The organism is Chlamydiota bacterium, from assembly GCA_016178055.1.
Classification (GTDB): domain Bacteria; phylum Auribacterota; class JACPWU01; order JACPWU01; family JACPWU01; genus JACOUC01.
This window is the reverse complement of sequence record JACOUC010000047.1, coordinates 22293-43482: the sequence shown is the minus strand read 5'-3', so window position 1 is coordinate 43482 and position 21190 is coordinate 22293. Positions and strand designations below refer to the sequence as shown.

The following is a 21190-nucleotide window of genomic DNA, read 5'->3' as shown; positions in this document are numbered from 1 at the left end:
TTGATTTTTAGCATATTTATGTAAAAAATCAAGGTATTTTAGAATTCTCGCAAATGAGAATGGTGGTCATACCTCCTTGTTGGGCGACATTGACAATGTTGGCTTGGGAGGCACGCCCTAAAATGCCCAATCCATAGGGAGAATAGATAAAACCACAGACGACGTTAAGATTTTTTTCAACGATGCGCTTTTTTTCGTCTAAAACAGGAAATTTCTTTTTACGCACGGCACATCGTTCCTGAATAATGTAAGATCCAGTTTGCTTCAATGCCTCTTGAAGCATATGCTCCCACTTTTTCTGAGGGGCTTCTTTTCCCATCAGAATACCTGCTCCGCCATAGCCTCGATTCGGTTTAAGGACCAGTGATTCCTGATGTTGGAGGGCATATCGTAAAAGGTCAATGGAAGAGCCTTGCGGGTCTGTTGTTTTTGTTTCTCGAATGAGACGGGTCCAAAGGACATGTTTTCGGAAACATTTTCTTTCCTCAAAAGTGAAATAGCGTTCATAAAAGGGGCTCGTAAAAATTTCAAAGGCGCTTTTGTGATCTAATTCTCCTCCGAGTCCTGAAACAACCCTATTTTCAAGAAAGGCTTGGCGCATGGCTGATAAGGTTTTTTTCTCTTCCTTTTCCATTTCGATCAATTCTTCAATCATGCTATCTCGATAAAGAATGTCTAAAGGTAAATCTTTTGCCATGATTTGGCCTTTTTTAAGACGTAAATCTCTCGGATCTACAACGATGGCTTGAATTCCTTGAGATTGAAAAAATTTTGCGAGAAAGAAAAAATCCAGAGGCCCTCCTTTGGTTCGATCATCCAGGACCAGTCCAATGTGACAACGTTTTTGACCCAGTGATTTTAAATGGGATTGGAGTTCCCAAAGGAGAATTTGTCTCACGTCATCGTTGGGCCTTATTTTGAGAGAATGGCCGCGCTTCCTGAGTGCGCCGAGAACCACTTCTAAAATAATGCGTTCTGCGGTGGGCGTATAGTGAAGGCCGCCTACACCGACCCCATTGACTTCCAGAAAGTGAAAAGAGGCTTTCCATTGTCTACCGCTGAAATTGGTATTAGCATCCCAGCGTGTGATGAGCGTATGCGGGGCTTTGGGATTTTTCGGGAAGTAATCATTCAACCATTTTTTTTCTTCGGGGGTAAAAGGAAAGAGGGTTTGTATTTTAGGATGAGAAAAATAGAGTTGGATTAATTTCTGGTAGGCTTGATTCATGTGATAGCAGACTTTGAGAAAGTAATCCCTTTGATGAGGCCGAATGAGACGGGGACGGATCATGAGTGGGATGACGCGGGTTTTTCCATCGGACTCTTCGTAAATCATGCCTTGTTTTCGACTCTCTTTTTTTACTTCCTGAAAAAGGTCGCGAATGGCTTTGGAGTCGAGTTCCATGAAGAGTTGGTGGATGGAATTGGAAAGTGTGTAATCTGGCCATGAATCCATTTGTTTAACAAAATATCATGTTGCGATAGTTTATTCATTATTAAATAATGTTAAGCTAAAACTTACAGCTGATAAAAGGAGGGTTTATGCCAGAAGGGCGAGATTTAAAAGATGTGAAAGAGGTGATTAGTTCTATGAAGGAACTTCATTCAAATATTAAGGATATGGTTGAAATTTTTGCGAAGCTTCCATCAGGGACCCATCAGGATGTTTCTGGAAATTTGGAGTTAACGACGAAGGAAAAAGAGGTTTTGAAACTTATTCAATCCGAACAGGAGCGGGCTGATCGGGTGGTGGAGATTTTGACAGAGGCCCTTAAAATTGAATAGGTTAGTCCCGGGAACCGAGGTAGTTTCTGATGGAGTCGCTCGTCCCGACCAGCGATCGGGACGAGCTCGGCGAAGTTGTTCGCTCACCTCGACTATTCGTCGAGGTACCATGCTCGCGAACAACTTCAACGCTCCATCAAAAACCACCTCGATTCCCTCGAGGGTGAATGGTAGCTAAACTTCTGTTGCCTTAAAATTGGGTGATGATTGAAGCATGATGCACACAATCCTAGAACACATCTCTTCTTTTCAGAAGACATTGGAAGGACTTGGCACTTTGCCATCCGTTCAAGTGAGTGGACTTTGGGATTCTTCAAAGGCGGCATGGATCGCTTATCTTGCAGAAAAGAAGAAGGTAACGACCCTGGTGGTAACGGCGGGTTCCCTTGAGGCAGAACATTTCTATCAGGATTTAAGTTTTTTCTCATCCCTTCCCTGCAATTTTTTCCCTCCCTGGGAAACTTTACCTCATGAGAATATTGCCCCCCATGTTGAAATTGTGGGAGACCGATTTTCAGTTTTAGAAAATCTTTTAAATTTCAAAAATCCTCATTGGGTGGTGACTCCGATTGACGCCATTCTTCATCAAGTGCTTCATCCGATGGCGTTTAAAAAATTAATTTTATCTTTGTCGCTCGGTTTTGAAATTCCCTTTCGAAAATTTTTGGAATTTTTAGAAGAGGGGGGATACCACAGAGAGGCTGTAGTTGAGAATAAGGGCGAATATGCGGTTCGGGGAGGGATGATAGATTTTTATTCTCCTCCATCAGAATTTCCTCTGCGTCTAGAATTTGAAGGAGATACAATTTTTTCTTTGCGTGAGTTTGATCCTCAAACACAGCTTTCTTTGAAGGAAGTGAAGACGACTCGTCTTTTCCCTGCCTGGGAGCTTGAACTCTATTCGAAGAAATTATTGAGGGGAAGTTTCCTTGATTATTTTCCGAAAGATTTTCTTCTGGTCTTTGACGATTGGGACTTGATCGTTGAGAAGGTCAAATCTCTTGAAAAGGATATTCCATCGGGTGCCATCGATTCCTATTTGCATTTAAATGAATTTAAGGCGTCTCAGATCGTGTATCTTTCTGATCTTTCTCCTTCGCAGTCGCTTGAGGCTGATCAAAAATTCAAAATTTCTATTGAACGATCGCAAAGTTGGCAGGGAACCCGGAATTTTCTTTCTGAAGACCTCATCAACCCGGATCCCTCTTCCGATATTTTTTTGAGGATGCGAGAGAAAACCCAAGCAGGTTTTTCCCTTTATTTGGTGAGTCGAAAGAAGACGGAAGAGGAACGTCTCATTGAAGTCATCAAAGATAAAGGGTTTTGGGATCCTCAATATCATCATGCCTGTATCGGCTCTCTTTCAAGCGGATTTGTTCTTCCCAAAGAAAAAATAGCTATTTTAACCGATGAGGAAATTTTTGGAAGGCTTCGGGTACGCCCTCCCCGGAGCCATTTAAAGAGGGGAGTTGCCATTCATGAATATTCTGAACTTAAAGTAGGAGATTGGGTGGTTCACTTAAGTTTCGGAATCGGAAAATATTTGGGTGTGAGCTCTCTCGATGAGAAGGGCTTACAGGGGGAATTTTTAACGATTGAATATGACAAAAAAGCAAAACTCTACGTTCCAGTCGATCAGATCGAACTTGTAGAACGCTATATTGGGGTTAAGGGAGGGGCCGTTCGACTGAGCCGTTTGGGAGGAAAGGATTGGGAAAAGGTAAAGAAAAAGGCCCTTTTAGCACTGAAGGATTATGCTGCGGAGCTTTTGGAGATTCAGGCAAAACGATCGGCTATTCAGGGATATGCCTTTCAGCCCGATACTTCCTGGCAGAAAGATTTTGAGGCGGCTTTTATTTATGACGAAACACCAGATCAAGAAAAGGCGATTGAAGAAGTAAAGCGAGATTTAGAATTGGCTCGTCCCATGGATCGTTTAATTTGTGGGGATGTAGGATATGGAAAAACAGAAGTGGCCATTCGGGCTGCTTTTAAGGCTGTGATGGAGGGAAAACAGGTGGCGATTCTCGTTCCCACAACGATTTTGGCTCAGCAGCATTTTTATACCTTCCGTGAACGCTTTGCGGGGTATCCCATTCAAGTTGAAATGTTTTCTCGTTTTAGAACGGGGAAAGAGCAAAAGGGAATTCTTCAACTTTTGAAAGAGGGGCAATTAGATGTCATCATTGGAACCCATCGCCTGCTGGGAGACGATGTGAGTTTCAAGGATTTGGGACTTGTGATTGTGGATGAGGAACAGAGATTTGGGGTTTCTCATAAAGAGAGGTTTAAGAAACTCAAGCTTTCTGTGGATGTTTTAACGCTGACGGCAACGCCCATCCCCAGAACCCTTTATTTATCCTTGGTGCAAGCCAGAGATATGAGTCTAATCAAAACGCCTCCTCAGGATCGTCTGCCGGTAGAGACTCTTTTAACTGCCTATGATGAGACCTTAATTCGGGATGGGATTGTTCGAGAACTGGCTCGGGATGGACAGGTTTTTTTTATTCATAATAGAGTGGGCAGTATTTATCGCGTTCAAGAGAAATTGAAAAAACTTGTTCCCAAGGCCCATTTTGCTGTGGCTCATGGTCAGATGCCGGAAGATGAGTTAGAGGAAGTGATTCGAAATTTTATTGAAGGAAAAATTCAGGTTTTGGTGTCGACCAATATTGTTGAATCGGGGCTGGATATTCCTAATGCAAATACCATCATCATTGATCATGCAGAAGGGTTCGGCCTTGCGGATCTTTATCAATTAAGAGGTCGGGTCGGGCGCTATAAGAGGAGGGCTTATGCCTATTTGATGTACGCTTCGGGTTCGATTCTGAAAGAAGAGGCGAAGATGAGGCTTAAGACCATTGAAGATTTTACGGAGTTGGGTTCAGGTTTTAAGGTAGCCATGCGGGATTTAGAGATTCGAGGGGCTGGAAATCTTTTAGGAAAAGAGCAGCATGGTCATATTACGGCGGTTGGGTTTCAACTCTATTGTCGACTCCTTGATGATGCCATTCGCCGACTGAAAGGGGAAAACATTTCGGAGCGTATGCCGGTTAGCCTCAAGCTCGGTTTTGAGGTCATGATTCCTCTTGCCTATCTTTCAGATCCTCTTCTTAGGATGGAAATTTATCGAAAAATTTTTGAAGCTTCTTCGGAAAAAGAATTTAGTCAAGTGACCCAAGAATTGATAGACCGCTTTGGCCCTTTGCCTCCTGAAATGGAACTTTTGCTTGAGGTTGCCCAATTAAAGGCTTTAGCAAGGAGACAGGGTTTAACGTCGATCCAAATTCATCGAGATCGTGTTTTTTTAAAAGCCAAGGAGGTGATTCGAAGGGTCGAAATGTGTCCTAAAAATCTTGAGCCCTCACAACTTCTGCTTCTTTTACGAAAAGTATTGAAAGGAGGAAGGGGCGTATGATAAAAAGAAAGAAATAAGGTTAAAAATCAATATGAAAATCATTTTCTCTTTTTTACAATCCTTCTTTTTCCTTTCGTTCGTACTTTCTGCTTTGGCCCTTTCAAAAACCGATGCTGAGATCGTCACCCGTGTGGTGGCAGAAGTGAATGGTGAAATTGTTACTTCTCAGGAGCTTGATCAGATCTTGCGTCCTCTTTATGCCAAATATAAAAGTGTTTATTCAGGCGAAGAGCTAGAGAAACACATGACCGATGCTCGCAGGGATGCGATTGATCAACTTATTGAACGAAAACTGGTTCTTCAAGAAGCCAAGAAACAAAATTTGCAAGTAGAAGATAAAAGGATTGAGGAAAGATTAAACACCATTAAAGCCAAATTTGATTCTGAAGATGAATTTTATTACGCCTTGGAAAAAGAAGGAATGACGGTGGACCAGCTTCGAGAGAACATCAAAGAACAACTGATGGTTCGTTTGCTTTCAAGGCAGGAGGTTTCTAAATCCATTGTGGTTTCTCCTAAAGAAATCAGTGATTTTTATGACCAAAATATTAAAAAATATTCTGATCCTGAAATGATTCAAGTAGGTCAGATTTTGGTGAAGAAAGAAAAAGATGTTGAAGCGGCCCGTGAAAAGATTGAAGAAGCAAAAAAACATCTGGATGAAGGAACCCCTTTTGAGACGGTCGCCAAGGATTCTTCAGAAGGCCCCTATGCCCAGGAAGGTGGAGTCATGCCTTTTTTTGCAAAAGGTGAATTGATGAAGGAAATTGAAGACAAGGCTTTTTCAATGGAAGTGGGTCAAACAGGCGGTATTATTGAGACCGATTTAGGGTTTCATATCGTTACTTTAAAGGCTCGAAAAAAGACCAGAGTCAAACCTCTCTCCGAGGCTTGGTCTGAGATTGAAGATGAACTTTATCAGAAAAAGGTTGAAGAATTTCATTCTCAGTGGGTAGAAAAGTTGAAGAAGAAATCTCATATTTTGGTGTATTAAAAAACTTACCCTTAAGCCTATCTCTTATGAAACCAATCATTGGAATTACTTTAGGTGATCTTGCAGGTATTGGTCCTGAAGTCGTTGTTAAGGCACTTGCTTCAAGGAGGGTATGGAGTTCTTGCTATCCAGTCATCTATGGACCTCCCGGAATAGTGAGTAACCTTTCCAAAAAATTAAAACATCCTCTTCGTGAGATCCTTTGGGGTTCGTCACGGGAAAGGCAAGTTCTTCTTCGTCCAGTTGGGAAAGTTCCTCTTAACTGGATCTCCTGTGGAAAACTAAAGAAAGAACTCATTCGCATTGCGGTTGATTGTGTTCGTGCAGCTACAAAAGATATTTTAGAAGGAAAGATTCATGGCCTTGTTACAGCCCCTGTTCATAAAGTAAAAGCTCCTGAATGGGGCATTGATTTTGTAGGGCATACAGAATTACTCGCTCAACTCACCTCTTCTAAAGAAGTGGTGATGATGATGGCAAGTTCTCGATTAAAACTTGCTTTAGTGACAACGCATATTCCCATACGAAATCTTTCGAAGAAAATTACATATCAAAAGATTTTGATCACGATTCGGCATTTGAATCAGGCCTTGAAGAATTTAGGTATTCGTGCCCCCAAGATCGGTGTGGCCGCTTTTAATCCTCATGGCGATGAGGATGGAGGAAAAGAGGAAAAAAAAGAGATTCGTCCAGCTATTCTTCAAGCTCAACGAGAAAAAATAGTTGTTGAGGGTCCCCTTTCTGCAGATGCGTTGTTTTGCCAGGCCTATCATGGATTTTATGATGGAGTGGTAGTGATGTATCACGATCAAGGATTAGTTCCTCTTAAGATGATCGCATTTGATGAGGCTGTGAATGTGACCTTGGGTCTTCCTTTCATTCGGACTTCTCCTGATCACGGAACGGCGTATGATATTGCAGGGAAAGGAATCGCTCGGCCTGAAAGTATGATTCAGGCGATTTTAACAGCCTCAGCATGGGTGAAAAGAAAGCGGCAAATGTAAATACGACTTTACATTTGGCATGCCAAATGTTAACCTGACTTTATGTTTGCCGAACACCGAAATCTTGAGGAGACGATTCATTCAGATCTTTTAAAAAAGTTCGTATTTCTTTCCGGTCCTAGGCAAGTAGGAAAAACAACGCTTGCAAAAGCCCTTATTAAAAAAGAAAAAGGGACCTATCTTCTCTACGATGATGAGGAGGATCGCAGAAAGATTCTGGGGAGAGAATACATTCAAGATGCATGGGTCTGTCTGGATGAGTTTCATAAATTTCCACGCTGGAAGAGTCAGATTAAAGGAGTTTTCGATAAATATCATGAGACCCTCCATCTCTTGATGACAGGGAGTGCTCGGTTAGACGTTTTTCAAAAATCGGGGGATAGCCTCTTTGGAAGGTATTATCTCCATCATCTTCATCCGCTCACCTGTGGAGAACTTCACTCGAGCCATCTCCCTTCTCTTCCCTCGGATCTTTATGAGCCTCATGCGGAAGTTGATTTTATTCCTCAGCTTCTTCAATTTGGAGGTTTTCCGGAACCTTTTTATTCACATTCTGAAAAGGAACATCGACGTTGGTCCAATAGTCGTCGTCATCTTTTGATTCAGGAAGAACTTCGAGAACTCACTCAGGTAGAACTCATTGGACTGATTGAACAATTGATGCTCCTTCTTCCAAATCGCATAGGCTCGCTTTTTAGTTATCGGTCGCTTTCGGAAGATATTCGTGTGAGTGTACCCACCATTCAGAATTGGATGGAGATATTTCAACGTTTGTTTATTCTTTTTCGCATGGCTCCTTATTCTCGTAAAGTGACTCGTTCCATTCAGAAGCAACCCAAGTATTATTTTTATGATTGGTCTCAAATTTCGGAGGAGGGGGCAAGATTTGAAAACTTTGTCGCCAGTCATCTTTGGAAGGCAGTTCAGGTCTGGACGGATGTAGGAGAGGCCAATTTAAATCTTTGTTTTGTTCGGGATCGAGATGGCCGTGAAGTTGATTTTTTAATCACGCGAGAAGGGAAACCCTGGTTTTTGGTAGAAGCAAAGCTTGCAGAGTCTCAAATTTCTCAAAATCTCAGGTTTTTCTCAAACCATCTAGGGGTTCCTGGTATTCAAATTGTCTTGAAAGAAGGACTTTATCGAAGGGAGAATAATATTCTTTTGGTCAGCGCTAATCGTTGGTTAGCTCATTTCCCATGAACACTCATTTTAATTCTTGGCTTCATCCTAAAGATATTCAACTCATTTTGGCCGATCTTGAGGCGGCTCCGAGGCGCAGGTTTGGGCAAAGTTTTTTGGTCAATGAAAAGGCTGCGGGCCAAATTGTAGATGCGTTGGAGCTTCAGCCCCAAGATATTGTTCTTGAAATTGGTCCGGGGCTGGGGGCATTGACAGGGCTTATGATGGGAAAGGTCCAAAAAATTCTAAGTATTGAGATTGATATTAAATTATCAGCTTTTCTCAAGAAAAGATTCGAAAACTTTCCAGAGTTGCATCTTTTAAGTGCGGATTGCTTAGAAGTTGATCTCACTCATATTTTAACCAAGCTTACCTCTGAACTTTCTTCAGGCGCCCTAAAGGTTGTAGGCAATCTTCCTTATCGCATTTCGACACAGATTTTGTTTAAATTTTTAGAATGCCCGATTCATCCTGAAAGAATGGTGATGGCTTTTCAATGGGAAGTTGCCGAGCGATTGATGGGAAAACCCAACACCAAGGATTATGGAGCACTGACTTTAATCACTCGGTTTTATGCCGAGGTGAGGAAGCTATTACGGCTGAAGCCGACTTTATTTTATCCTGAGCCAGAGGTTGAAACAGGTGTTTTGGAATTTAGACATCGCGTGTTAGATCTGGGGCTTCCTTCAGATTCAAAAGAGCAGCTTTTTGGCCTCATTAAATCAGGTTTTTCTCAGAGGAGAAAAACACTAAAAAATGTGTGGAGTCATTCTCCTCAGCTCTCCTTTTCTGGAGAGAAAATAGAACAAGCTTTAAAGTTGGGTGGCTTTGATTCAAAGGCAAGGGCAGAGGATTTAACGTTGCAGGATTTTGCAAAACTTTTGGGAATATTATCAAATATGATAAATACTGATAAATATTGATAAGATAATTCAAGTATGCTAGGCTCTAATTAAAGAGGATGGATGGAAAGGAGGACCGGATGAAGGCTGTAAAAGCGAACGATCAAGATCCCATTATGGATGTTGAAGAGGTTGCCAAATATCTTGAGGTCAGTTCCATTACTATTTACCGATTGGCTTCAAGAGGTGAAATCCCTGCTCGAAAAGTTGGACGACAATACCGATTTTATCGACCCGTTATCAATCAATGGTTAAGTCTTTCTATGGATTTACCCGAAGAAGCTTTATATTTTAATAAATTTGATAGGCATGCTAAAAAGTATGGGCTTGAAGACATTTCGGAAGATGAGATCAATAAAATTGTGAAGGAAGTACGCAGAGGCGAAAAAAAGAAGTAGGGGGAAAAACTTCTTGTACCGTATTGTTATTGATACCAATGTGATTGTGTCAGCACATCTCACCAGACTCGGCTTTCCTAGAATGGCTTTTAAGAGCGTTTTAAGGGGAAATGTTGAACTCTATGTTACGGAAGCGATCCTCGACGAATACGAAACAGTTCTTAGAAAACCCAAGTTGAAATTTTCTTCCAGCGACATTCAAGCAATAATCAGTTCAATAAAAAAACATGCCAAGCTTATTAAGCCTCAGAGGTTGAAAGACGATGGAATTAAGGATTTAACCGATAAGAAATTTTTAGAATGTGCTGTTGCAGCAGAAGCTGATTTTATTGTGACAGGAGATAAAAAGGCATTTGAGTTTAAACAATATGAAAATATTAAGCTTGTAAACGCTACGCAGTTTCTTGGTGAACTTGGACTAGCTCATTTTAGCAAGTTTTCGAATGACTAATGAGGGGCTCGAACATGGCGATCAATTTTGTGACTGGAGGAACGGGGTTTGTCGGAAGTCATGTGGTTGAAAAACTTCTCGAGAAAGGGGAAAAGGTCCGTGCCTTGGTTCGTCCGAAAAGTGATTTGAGAAATTTAAAGGGATTCTCTGTGGAATCAGTCAAAGGAGATTTGAGAGATCCTTTGACTTATACCAAATCCCTTCAAGGTTGCAATACCTTATATCATGTGGCGGCTGAATATACTCTGTGGGTCCCCCATGCAAAAGAAATTTATGCCTCTAATGTAGACGGTACCCTTCATTTGATTAAGGCAGCCTTGGATGCGGGGGTTCAAAAAATTGTTTATACAAGCACAGTTGGAACTTTAGGAATATTAAAAGATGGAACTCCTGCCCATGAAGAAACTCCTGTAACGTTGAAAGATATGATTTCTCACTACAAGCGCTCAAAATTTTTGGCGGAAGAGAAAGTAAAGAAATTAGCCGACGAGGGTGCCCCGATTGTGATTGTGAATCCAAGCACTCCAGTTGGAACTCGAGACATCAAACCCACTCCTACCGGTCAAATGATTGTCGATTTTTTAAAAGGAAGAATGAAGGCTTATGTCGAAACAGGTCTTAACCTGGTTGATGTTGAAGATGTGGCTCGGGGCCATTTGCTGGCGGCCGAGAAGGGAAAAATTGGAGAAAGGTATATTTTGGGTTGTGAAAATTTAACCTTAAAAGAAATTTTTGAGATGCTTTCAAGTATCAGCGGTATTTCTGCTCCTAGATTCAAAATCCCTTATGCGGCCGCTTGGTCTTTGGCGGCGCTCAGTACGGCCTATGCTGATTGGGTAAGTCACCGCCCTCCCTCCATTCCTTTGGATGGAGTGAGAATGTCGAAAAAATTGATGTTTTTTGATTCATCAAAAGCGATGCGAGAATTAGGGTTTCGAACCGGCTCTGTGAAAGAGGCTTTAGAGAAGGCGGTTCACTGGTTTCGAAGCAATGGTTATGCCTCCTCTTAAGACTACAGACTACAGACTACAGACTAATAAGGTATTCCATGTACATAGTAGGGTCTTTGGTCTGTGGTCTTTAGTCTATTGTCTCTGGTCTGTAGTCTCTGGTCTATTGTCTATCTTTCAAATCCCGACTTGAAGGGGTCCGCTCGTTTATGATATCTTTTGCTTCCTCTCATTGGAGTAAAGTGAGAGCAATCAATAGAAAATCAGAGGGCTTTTTTTTGTGTCTTTGGAAACGCTACAATTAAAATCAGAAAAATCATTGGAAGAGAGAGTTGAGCAAGCTATTGATTCTGCCAGGAATCATCTGCTCTCTCTTCAACATCCTCAAGGGCATTGGGTTGCAGAACTCAAAGCGGACACGACTCTTCCTTCTGATTATATTTTGATGATGCATTTCATGGAAATTCAGAATCCTGAAAAAATCAGAAAACTCTCAAATTTTATTCTTAAAAATCAATTGCTGGATGGGAGCTGGAATATTTATCCTAATGGGCCTGGAGACATCAGTGCGACGGTCAAGGCCTATGCGGCGTTCAAATTAGCTGGGTATGCTGCCCATGAACCTTTTATGAAAAAGGCTCGTGAAGCTATTTCAAGATTGGGAGGGGTCGAGGCCTGTAATAGCTTCACCAAAATTTATTTGGCTTTGATTGGAGAGTATAACTGGTCTGCCGTTCCAGTGATTCCTCCTGAGATTGTTCTTTTCCCGAATTGGTTTTATTTTAATATTTATGAAATTTCCTCCTGGTCTCGGGCGATTGTGATTCCTCTTTCTATTATGAGTGCAGTAAGACCTGTGAGACCTGTTCTTCCAGGACGAGGAATTGATGAGCTTTTTGAGGGAGCAAAACGCCCCAAGAAAATTCATTTTTCAAAAGAGAATATTTTTAACTGGAAAAATTTCTTTTTGTTGATTGACCAAATTCTTAAAGGGTATGAGAAAAGCCCTGTTAAACCTTTTAGAAAGTTAGTTGTTAAAAAAGCAGCTTCCTGGATGTTGGAACGTCTTCAAATGAGTGATGGTCTTGCAGCCATTTATCCTGCCATGGTGAACTCTGTTTTTGCTTTAAGTGTATTGGGATATGACCGCCACCATCACTTAGTCAAGCGGGCGCTTCAGCAGCTTGAAGAGCTTGAAGTGGTTGAAGGAGATATGATTTGGCTTCAACCTTGTTTTTCTCCTGTTTGGGATACCGGTCTTTCATTGGTCAGCCTAACAGAATCTAAAATGGATCCGGGGCATCCTTCTTTAAAGAAAGCGGCTCAGTGGCTTTTGGATAAAGAGGTTAAACATTCGGGGGATTGGAAAGTGAAGAATCCGAAGATAATGCCTGGGGGATGGTATTTTGAATTTCAAAATGAATTTTATCCGGATGTTGATGATACGATTATCGTTCTTTTAGCCTTGAAGAGATTACATGATCAAGCGGCAAGTTGGCCTCAGGATCTGATTGTAGAAATTGAATCAGCCATGAGACGTGGACTGCTCTGGGTAAAGTCTATGCAGAATCAAGATGGGGGTTGGGGTTCTTTTGACCGGGACAATGACCGAATGATTTTTACAAAAATTCCCTTTGCAGATCATAATGCGATGTTGGATCCCAGTTCTGCTGATATTACGGGCCGGGTTTTAGAAATGTTCAGTGCTTTCAGTTGGGATAAAAAAAATACGCAATGTGCCAAAGCCATTAAATATTTAAAGGGAGAGCAGGAATCGGATGGTTCCTGGTATGGGCGCTGGGGGGTTAATTATATCTATGGGACGTGGCAGGTTTTGAAGGGTTTGAATTGTATTGGAGAAGACATGACAAATCCTCTTTATCAAAAGGCAGCCGAGTGGCTACGCTCCGTCCAGAATCAAGACGGGGGATGGGGAGAGAGTTGTTTGTCTTATGATGATCCATCTCAGAAGGCAAAGGGGCCCAGTACCCCCAGTCAAACGGCATGGGCCTTGATGGGGTTATTTGCATCTGGGGATACAACCAGTCAAAATGTTCAGCAGGGGATTACCTACCTTTTAAAAACCCAGAAGAAGGATAGTTCATGGGATGAAATTCCTTTCACAGGGACAGGCTTTCCGAGGGTGTTTTATATTAAATATGAATATTATAAAATTTATTTTCCTCTTTTTGCTTTGGCCTATTATGCGAGATTGAAGGAGACAGCTAGAAGCTAGAGGCTGGAAGCTAGACGAAAATCAAGAAGCAGAGCTTTTTCTAGCCTCTAGCCTCTAGCTCTTTTTAGAGTGTCCTATGCGTATCTTAATTTTTTGCGCTTTAAAAGAAGAGGCGAAGCCTCTGATTAAAACACTGGCCTTGGGGTCATCTTCAGAGCCTGTGATTTATGAGGGTGAGCTTTCTTCTCATTCGATCCGATTGGTCGTGACCGGAATGGGGAGAGAAAATACCGAGCGAGCCTGTGAAAAATTTGTGCAATATCCTTTGCCTGATCTGATCTTCTCCTGTGGCTATACGGGAGGGCTGGATCCACGTCTTGAATTAGGTCACATCGTTCTTTCCAGTAAAATTCTTGTTTGGGGGACATCCTCATCGCTTGAACCTGAGGCTGAGTATCCGATTGAAGAATGTTGGAAGGGTCTTCGTTCTTCAATCGATCCATTTTTATCCGAAATACATTTAGGCCCTCAGGTTACGGCCCTCAAAATCATCGATCAGGCCTCCGAGAAGAAAATGCTGGGGGAGCGCTTTGGAGCGCTTGCTGTCGATATGGAATCTGCATGGATCGTAGACTCAGCCAAGAAAAAAAACATCCCTTTTCTTAATCTAAGGGTTATTTCTGATGCGGTGTCTCACGATATTAAAATTGATTTCAGTCATTGGTTTAATTCAGAGGGTTCAATTTGTAAGAGGGCTATTTTTCAAGAGCTTATGAGACACCCCTTGAAAGTTTTCTATCTCATTCAAGTGGTTCTGACGACTCGAAGAGCGATGCGACGCTTGGCGGGTGTTGTGAAGGAGCTGGTTCTGACTTTATGATCGACATTCAAATATCTTAAACAGACATATGCACTTGATTTTCTCACCCATGTCGTTGTAGTCGCCCGATTCATCGGGCAGATTTATGCAAGGGGCACGGCCCCATAAATGGGGCGACTACAAATTCATCATATCTTCCGCTGCAAGGTTTCCGCTGAGGACCGCACTTTCCATGGTCGCAGGCCAGTCTGTTTTAGTCCAGTCTCCAACCATCCAAAGATTTGCGATTTTTGTTTTTTGCTCAGGTCGAAAGGTATCACATTGGGGGGTCGGAGAAAAGGTAGCATAAAGCTCTTTAAAGACAATCGCTCTTTTTAATTTAACTTTTCGCGCCTTTGGAAAAAACTCTTCTAATTCTTTCATGACTAGCTCCAGAACTTCTTTTTTTGACAGGGGAATAAATTCCCGAGAAGCACTGATCACGAGTTGAAGATATTGTCCCTTCCCTACCCATTTCTTAAAATTTCTAGTCTTATTAAAAACCCATTGGATTTTTCGATCCAGTAGCATGGCAGATTCAATCTCAGTGATGGGTTCCTCAAAAAAGAGATGGATTCCCGTGATGGGAGAAGATTCTAAATTGCGAAGTGGATCTAGGTTATTTTGTTCAATCACTTGTCGAGGTAAAATCTCAAGCAGCTCATAAAAGGGTAAGGCTAAAACATAAAAATCACTTTGAACGACGGAACCATCTTTAAAGATGATTTCTTTAACACGATTGTTTTCAATATTAATTTTTTCCGCTTTTTTCTGAAAAAAAACCTTTCCATGACACCTTTCTAAATATTCAATGACGGGTTTTGAATAAATTTCAGAAAGAGGCACATTTGGAATGCCCATTTGATGTCCTGTTTTATTTTTAAGGAAAGTTTCTCTAAAAATTTTGAAGGCATAATAAGCTGAAACGCGTTTAAGATCTTCGTTAAGAGCGCTGACGACAATCACTCTCCAAAACCTTTCGATGGCAAGATTCGTTTGATGATGCTGTTTCAACCAGTCTAAAAATGAAATCGAATGGAGGTAAGTAAGCTGACGTTTTGAAGTGAAGGCCATCAGGATCAGGGCTTTTAAAATAGCCCATTTATCCTTGGGTGCTAAAAATTTTAAGTTAAAAAAAGAAGGAAGGAGATGAAAAGGAAAAGGCCATTTTGATGGGGTGAGTTTGGATGTTTGTCCGCCGGGCTCAATAAAAAGAAATTCGTCGTGAAAAGTAATTTTGGATTCTATTTGTAGGCGCCTGTAAAAATCAATAAGCTGAGTAGAGGAGGACAAAAGAACATGCTGGCAATTATCGATCAGCTCATGGGTTTCGGGATCCCAGGTTGAAGACGCCCTTCCCCCCAGCGTATTTCTCTTTTCGAAAACGCTTACACGGAGGCCTTTTTCAGCCAAACGGGTAGCTGTAGATAGTCCTGAAAGACCTCCTCCAATCACGGTAACTGTTTGAGTTGGATTCATTTTTTAAAGATTTGAAATAACAATTTTTACCTTCTCCCAAAAACTTAAGCGAATTCTTTCTGAAAGAACATCATAGTTCTTCGCCTGTATTTTTTTGAGGATGCCATGATAAATTCCAATCATCACTTTGATCGCTCGTTGGCTATCCGGATCAATTCTTTCTGGAAGGACAGCCGCTTTTTGATAAAAACTTTCAGCCCGCTCAGATTCAAACTTCATCAACGCTATAAAATTTTCATTGATCTTAAAATGGATTAAATCATTTTCACTGTATTTAAATTTTGTCATATCTTCTTGGGGAAGATAAATGCGACCCATTTCGGCATCTTCTTTCAAATCTCGTAAAATATTTGTGAGCTGAAAGGCAATGCCACAGGCTTCACCGTGCTCGAGGGTAGAGGCTTCTTTAAATCTAAAAATATAGAGGCAAATGAGTCCCACGACGGATGCCACCTTGTAACAATAGGGATAAAGCTCTGTAAATCGTGAGAATCGAATGGGTTCAAGATCCATTTGAACTCCTTCCAGAATTTCATAAAAATAAGAATGAGGAATTTTAAATTGATGGATTGTATCCTGAAGGCTAGGAAAAATAGGATGGTTTAAGTCTCCTTCCTCAAGAAATTTTTTCACTTTTTCTTTCCATTGATGAAGAGATTTTTTCCTAAATTCGTTCGATTGACCATTGTCTGTAATGTCATCACAGGCCCTCATAAAGGCATAAACAGAAGAGATGGCGTTTCTTTTTTCACGAGGTAGAAAGAGAAAAGAAGTGTAAAAATTCTTTGCTTGAGATCGGGCCATAGAAGAACAGTAACGATAAGACTCTGCAATATTCATATTTTAAGAGAACAAATTTAATAATTTAGCCCCGGGAACCGAGGTAGTTTTTGTCGGGGACGCTCGTTCCGACCAGCGATCGCAACGAGCTCGGCGAAGTCGTTCACTCACCTCGACTATTCGTCGAGGTACCATGCTCGTGAACGACTTCAACGCCCCATCAAAAACCGCCTCAGTTCCCTCGAGGGAGTATGGCAGCTAAATTGTTACGAAAAAATTTCTTTTCAAAAAGTGTAAAGTGGTACTCATCCCTAATCGGATTTTATGATGTTTGGATAAGACGGGTCGATTTTGGAAAACGTTATAGTTGTTTTTTTCGATCCCTTTTAAAATTTCAAGTCCTCCTCGACTAAAAAGCTCGATATCGAGTTGAAGGCGGCCTTTAATTTTTGTAACGAGTGGCAATCCCTGAGAAAAAAGTTTGCGAGTCCTTTCAATCTCAAATTTCATGAGTTCGACAAACGAAGGATTAAATTTTTTTTCGAGACATTCTTTCTCAGAATAACTAAAGTGATACATGTCTTCCAGTGGGATATAAATCCGTCCTTTGGAAAGATCCACGGCGACATCCTGCCAAAAATTGGCAAGTTGAAGAGCTGTACATGTTGCGTCTGAAAGTGCGAAGCGCTCTTCATCTCGATAACCAAAGAGCATGAGAAAAATTCTTCCAACAGGATTGGCAGAATAACGACAGTAATAAAGAAGTTCCTCAAGATTTTTATAGCGATGGACCACTTGATCCATTTTGAATGCCTTGATCAAATCTTGAAAGGGTTCAATGGGGAGGTGATGTTGAGTCATGGTTTCCTGAAGAGCGATCATCACAGGATGTTGTGGCTTCCCTCCCAGGCAGGTCCTTAGTTCTTGAGACCACAGATCCAAAAGTTCAAAGGATTTTTGGGAATCTGAGATCTCATCCCCTAAATCATCAGACCATCGGCAAAAGGCATAAATGGCATAGAGATGAGGGCGCATTTTTTTGGGAATGAGATAGGACCCGACGGTAAAATTTTCATAGTGGGAACGGGCCATTTTTTCGCAGTACTGAAAGGCCTCATCGAGACTGAAGGTTTTATGAGAATCATCAACGCCCAAAGACGTGTTTAAGAAAATAGGGGACGGGTTCATTAGGATACAATTTTATAGCAATTTAAAAAGGAATGCACTATCATAACGCTTGCAGGCGGGTGAACGGGTGTTGGGGTGAGTGTTGACTCGCCGGAATTTAAGGAGGTGGTTTGTATGGCAAAAGCTCTTTATGCAACAATTGAAGGGGAGATTCTTTCCTTAAAGAAAGAGCGTAATGCCATTATTTTAGCGCATAACTATCAAGTAGGCGAGATTCAAGATATTGCCGATTTATGCGCAGATTCTTTGAAATTGGCACAATATGCAGCTAAAACTTCTGCCGATATTATTCTCTTTAGCGGCGTTCATTTTATGGCGGAGACCGCCAGCGTTCTTTGTCCCAATAAATTGGTGCTTGTTCCAGATTTGGAGGCGGGGTGTTCGCTTGCGAATATGGTGGATCCCCAGGCTCTTAGAAAATGGAAAGAAGAGCATCCCGAGGGGGTTGTGGTTGCTTATGTTAATACCTCGGCTGAGGTGAAGGCCTTAAGTGATTATTGCTGTACTTCCACCAATGCCGTTAAGATTGTTCAATCCATTCCAGAAGATAAGGAAATTCTTTTTATTCCAGATTATTTTCTGGGTCGATATGTTCAGGCCAAGACGGGTCGATTAATCCATCTTTGGCCAGGTTATTGCACCATTCATGTGAGGATCAGGTCAGAAGAAATTCAGAAATTGAGGGAGGAACACCCTAAGGCTGAATTTTTAATGCATCCTGAATGTGGCTGTATGACGGGTTCAATGCACCTTGCAGACCGAATTCTTTCAACGGAAGGAATGGTTAATTATGTCAAGGAATCTCAGGCTCAAGAATTTATCATTGCAACAGAAGTAGGGATTCTCCATCGCCTACAAAAAGATAATCCTGAAAAAATCTTTTATCCGGCTGCGAAAAATGCAATTTGTGAACACATGAAACGAAACACGCTAGAGAAAATTGCAGATTCGCTTGAAAAACTTCAATATGAAGTTAAGGTTCCGAAGATCTTAGCGGATCAAGCTAGACTTCCCATCGAGAGAATGTTATCTATTGTCTAGCGGGCTGCTGGAAAAGGCCAAATTCTAAAGTTGCGCACTTCATTCCTTTGTGCGACGTACGAGAAAAAGTACGTCTGCGCGCTCACTCGTGTACGCTCTTAGCTCTGGGACCTTTTTGAGCAGCCCGTTCAAGTGATCGGTCATAGGTTTTCGGTATTCGATCACCAATAACCAATCACCTGTTTTTCAATTACTTTGCTGCTTCCTCAGAATCTTTTGCTGCCTCTAAAGGGATAGACGCGGTTGCCGTTGCTGTTGCGACCAAACCTTCAGCGGTATCTTTAACAGGGGTCATCACAATATTGGGAGCTTGTTTGACATCTCCCGTCAAGACTTGTCCAGTGGTTTGTGCGGTATCAGCAGCTGTGTTGAGAACCTTTTCTCCAACCCCCAGTGCAACTTTTCCTGTTTCCCGAACGACGTTGACAGGATAAGTGACAACCTTGGTTACATTTTGCTGGGTTTCGGATTTTTCGCTTTTTTCTGTCCCTTCTTCTTCAGCCCAAGCAACAGAATGAAGAAGACACAATGACAAAACTGCAATACCTGTGAGTTGGATTTTTTTCATAAAATTCCTTTCAGTTTTATTTTTTTCGTTATGACGATAATTGAGACAAATAATCGTTCATTCTAACATCTATTTTTCCTTTGTAAATGAAGTAAGTTCAAACGTCCGGCTCATGACCACCCTAAATCCCCAGTTAGGTGACTCATCTGTTAGCCCGACCGAACCTGTAGCAGCCAATTTAAAACAGGGGAATTCTTTAACAAGAGAAATAAGCCCTTTTCCCAAGAGACAATATAGAATAATTATTATAAAATGAGAAAATCTATGGATAAGCAAAAAGTGAGTGAAATTTTGAAAGAAATTGGAGTTCTTCTCGAATTGAAGGGAGAGAATCCTTTTAAGGCGAGGGCCTATGCCAATGCTGCTCGGGTGATTGAAGGATGGGAAGGTGATTTGACCTCCCTGGTTCAAGAAGGGAAATTAAGCGAGCTCAAAGGAATCGGAGAAGCCCTTTCCCAAAAAATTACTGAATTGGTAAGGACAGGACATCTCTCCTATTATGAGGAGCTCAAGAAATCAATTCCTTCAGGATTGTTTGAAATGCTGATGATTCCAGGTCTAGGTCCTAAGAGGATTCAAACGATTTATCAAAAGTTAAAATTGACGGATATGAATCAATTAGAAAAGGCCTGTCATGATCATCAATTAAGGGAGCTTGAAGGTTTTGGAGAAAAGACCGAAGAAAGAATTCTTCAGGGAATTGAATTTGTTAGAAAAAATGAATCGCGTCATCGTTTTGATGTTGCCTATGCCCAAGCCCAAATCATTTTTAATGCTTTAAAAGAAGATAAACGAATCATTCGTTCGAGCATTGCAGGGAGTTTGCGCCGACATAAAGAAATCATTAAAGATATTGACATCTTGGTCAGTGCCCATGAAAAAGATGCCGATGGATTGATGGATTCTTTTACAAGTTTTTCTCAAGTCAATCAGATTGTTGCAAAAGGGATTACAAAATCAAGTGTACTTCTTAAATCTGGTATCAATGTTGATTTGCGTGTGGTGAAAGATGCTGAATTTCCCTATGCCCTGCATCATTTTACAGGGAGTCGGGAGCACAATACCTCGGTGAGGAGTCGCGCTAAAAAGATGGGACTTAAACTCAATGAATATGGGCTTTTTAGGGAAGATGAAGCCCTCATTCAATGCAAAAACGAAGAAGAAATTTTTGAGGCGTTGAAATTAACTTATATTCCACCCGAACTTCGTGAAAATCAGGGGGAGATTGAAGCCTCTGAACAGGGGAGAATTCCAAAATTAATCTCTGCAAAAGATATTAAGGGAGTTTTTCATGTTCATAGTGTTTGGAGTGATGGAAATGCGTCTTTGAGAGACATGATTCAAGCTTGTGTAAATTTAGGCTATGAATATGTAGGTATTTCAGACCATAGCCAAGCGGCTTTTTATGCAAAGGGTCTTAAAGAAGATCAAGTTAAGAAGCAGCAGGAAGAGCTAGATGAGTTAGGAGAGGAATTTAAGGAAATTCAGATTTTTAAAGGGATTGAGGCGGATATTTTGGCCGATGGATCTGTCGATTATGATGAAACAATATGGCCCCGATTTGATTTTATCATTGCATCCGTTCATAGCCGGTTTGGAATGTCCCAGAAGGAGATGACCCAAAGAATCATTAAGGCCATGGAAAATCCATATGTGACCTTTCTAGGGCATCCGACGGGAAGACTCATTTTGGAACGAGAGCCCTATGCGGTTAATTTACATGAAGTGATTGATGCTGCCCATGATTTAGGCGTTGCGATGGAGCTGAATGCAAGTCCTTATCGATTTGATTTAGATTGGCGTCTTTGTCCTTATGCAAAGTCAAAGGGGGTCAAGATGAGTATTCATCCCGATGCTCATAGTGTAGAAGGATTGAATGTGATTTCTTTGGGAGTAGGAATTGCCCGTAAAGGTTGGCTTGAGGCCAAGGATGTGGTGAATACAATGGCGGTTAAAAAAATAGAGCAATTTTTAAAGAAGCGGAGAAATAATTAAAAGTGAAAAGTTAAAAGTGAAAA

At 41.3% G+C, this 21190-nt stretch carries 18 protein-coding genes; 13 read left to right on the top strand and 5 right to left on the bottom strand.

Annotation, left to right across the window (positions count from 1 at the left end):
* Positions 1-28: 28 nt before the first annotated feature.
* Positions 29-1405 (bottom strand): hypothetical protein, encoded by a 1377-nt coding sequence (locus tag HYS07_07395; GenBank protein ID MBI1871000.1) that lies wholly within the window; start codon positions 1403-1405, stop codon positions 29-31.
* A 137-nt stretch (positions 1406-1542) separates the two neighbouring features.
* Between HYS07_07395 and HYS07_07390 the strand changes: the two genes are divergently transcribed.
* From HYS07_07390 to HYS07_07340, 11 genes are all read left to right on the top strand, one after another.
* Positions 1543-1785: a hypothetical protein gene (locus HYS07_07390; protein ID MBI1870999.1), complete on the top strand. Its 243-nt coding sequence runs from the start codon at positions 1543-1545 to the stop codon at positions 1783-1785.
* Positions 1786-1999: 214 nt separating this feature from the next.
* Positions 2000-5203: a transcription-repair coupling factor gene (mfd, locus tag HYS07_07385; GenBank protein ID MBI1870998.1), complete on the top strand. Its 3204-nt coding sequence runs from the start codon at positions 2000-2002 to the stop codon at positions 5201-5203.
* A gap of 31 nt (positions 5204-5234) precedes the next feature.
* The gene (locus tag HYS07_07380; protein MBI1870997.1) at positions 5235-6197 is read left to right on the top strand and encodes a SurA N-terminal domain-containing protein; all 963 of its coding nucleotides are present in this window, start codon (positions 5235-5237) and stop codon (positions 6195-6197) included.
* A gap of 26 nt (positions 6198-6223) precedes the next feature.
* Positions 6224-7201, top strand: a complete 978-nt coding sequence (gene pdxA, locus HYS07_07375; protein ID MBI1870996.1) for a 4-hydroxythreonine-4-phosphate dehydrogenase PdxA — start codon at positions 6224-6226, stop codon at positions 7199-7201.
* 42 nt (positions 7202-7243) lie between these two features.
* Positions 7244-8401: an ATP-binding protein gene (locus HYS07_07370; protein ID MBI1870995.1), complete on the top strand. Its 1158-nt coding sequence runs from the start codon at positions 7244-7246 to the stop codon at positions 8399-8401.
* Positions 8398-9303 carry a ribosomal RNA small subunit methyltransferase A gene (gene rsmA / locus HYS07_07365; GenBank protein MBI1870994.1) on the top strand — a complete coding sequence of 302 codons (906 nt, stop codon included), beginning with the start codon at positions 8398-8400 and terminating at the stop codon, positions 9301-9303. Before HYS07_07370 ends, rsmA begins: the two co-directional genes overlap by 4 nt.
* A 59-nt stretch (positions 9304-9362) precedes the next feature.
* Positions 9363-9680: an excisionase family DNA-binding protein gene (locus tag HYS07_07360; GenBank protein MBI1870993.1), complete on the top strand. Its 318-nt coding sequence runs from the start codon at positions 9363-9365 to the stop codon at positions 9678-9680.
* Between the two features lie 13 nt (positions 9681-9693).
* Positions 9694-10131, top strand: coding sequence for a putative toxin-antitoxin system toxin component, PIN family (locus tag HYS07_07355; GenBank protein ID MBI1870992.1), 438 nt, complete (start codon positions 9694-9696; stop codon positions 10129-10131).
* Between the two features lie 14 nt (positions 10132-10145).
* Positions 10146-11141, top strand: a complete 996-nt coding sequence (locus tag HYS07_07350; GenBank protein ID MBI1870991.1) for an NAD-dependent epimerase/dehydratase family protein — start codon at positions 10146-10148, stop codon at positions 11139-11141.
* Between the two features lie 220 nt (positions 11142-11361).
* Complete coding sequence (shc, locus tag HYS07_07345) at positions 11362-13317, top strand: squalene--hopene cyclase (protein ID MBI1870990.1); 1956 nt, start codon at positions 11362-11364, stop codon at positions 13315-13317.
* A 76-nt stretch (positions 13318-13393) separates the two neighbouring features.
* Positions 13394-14137, top strand: coding sequence for a hypothetical protein (locus HYS07_07340; protein MBI1870989.1), 744 nt, complete (start codon positions 13394-13396; stop codon positions 14135-14137).
* Positions 14138-14254: 117 nt separating this feature from the next.
* Here HYS07_07340 and HYS07_07335 read toward each other — a convergent pair whose 3' ends face one another.
* The 3 genes from HYS07_07335 to hpnC all read right to left on the bottom strand — a co-directional run bounded on the left by HYS07_07335 (position 14255) and on the right by hpnC (position 17563).
* Positions 14255-15595: an FAD-dependent oxidoreductase gene (locus HYS07_07335; protein ID MBI1870988.1), complete on the bottom strand. Its 1341-nt coding sequence runs from the start codon at positions 15593-15595 to the stop codon at positions 14255-14257.
* A 3-nt stretch (positions 15596-15598) separates the two neighbouring features.
* Positions 15599-16435 carry a squalene/phytoene synthase family protein gene (locus HYS07_07330; protein MBI1870987.1) on the bottom strand — a complete coding sequence of 279 codons (837 nt, stop codon included), beginning with the start codon at positions 16433-16435 and terminating at the stop codon, positions 15599-15601.
* Positions 16436-16633: 198 nt separating this feature from the next.
* On the bottom strand, positions 16634-17563 hold the full coding sequence (hpnC, locus tag HYS07_07325; protein ID MBI1870986.1) for a squalene synthase HpnC: 930 nt from the start codon (positions 17561-17563) through the stop codon (positions 16634-16636).
* A gap of 114 nt (positions 17564-17677) precedes the next feature.
* On the opposite strand from hpnC, the gene nadA reads away from it, so the two are divergent.
* Positions 17678-18604, top strand: a complete 927-nt coding sequence (gene nadA, locus HYS07_07320) for a quinolinate synthase NadA (GenBank protein MBI1870985.1) — start codon at positions 17678-17680, stop codon at positions 18602-18604.
* 190 nt (positions 18605-18794) lie between these two features.
* On the opposite strand, the gene HYS07_07315 is transcribed toward nadA, so the two are convergent.
* Positions 18795-19172 (bottom strand): hypothetical protein, encoded by a 378-nt coding sequence (locus HYS07_07315; GenBank protein MBI1870984.1) that lies wholly within the window; start codon positions 19170-19172, stop codon positions 18795-18797.
* A gap of 264 nt (positions 19173-19436) precedes the next feature.
* Between HYS07_07315 and polX the strand changes: the two genes are divergently transcribed.
* Entirely contained in the window at positions 19437-21167 is a 1731-nt protein-coding gene (gene polX, locus HYS07_07310) for a DNA polymerase/3'-5' exonuclease PolX (GenBank protein ID MBI1870983.1), read from the top strand.
* Positions 21168-21190 lie beyond the last annotated feature (23 nt).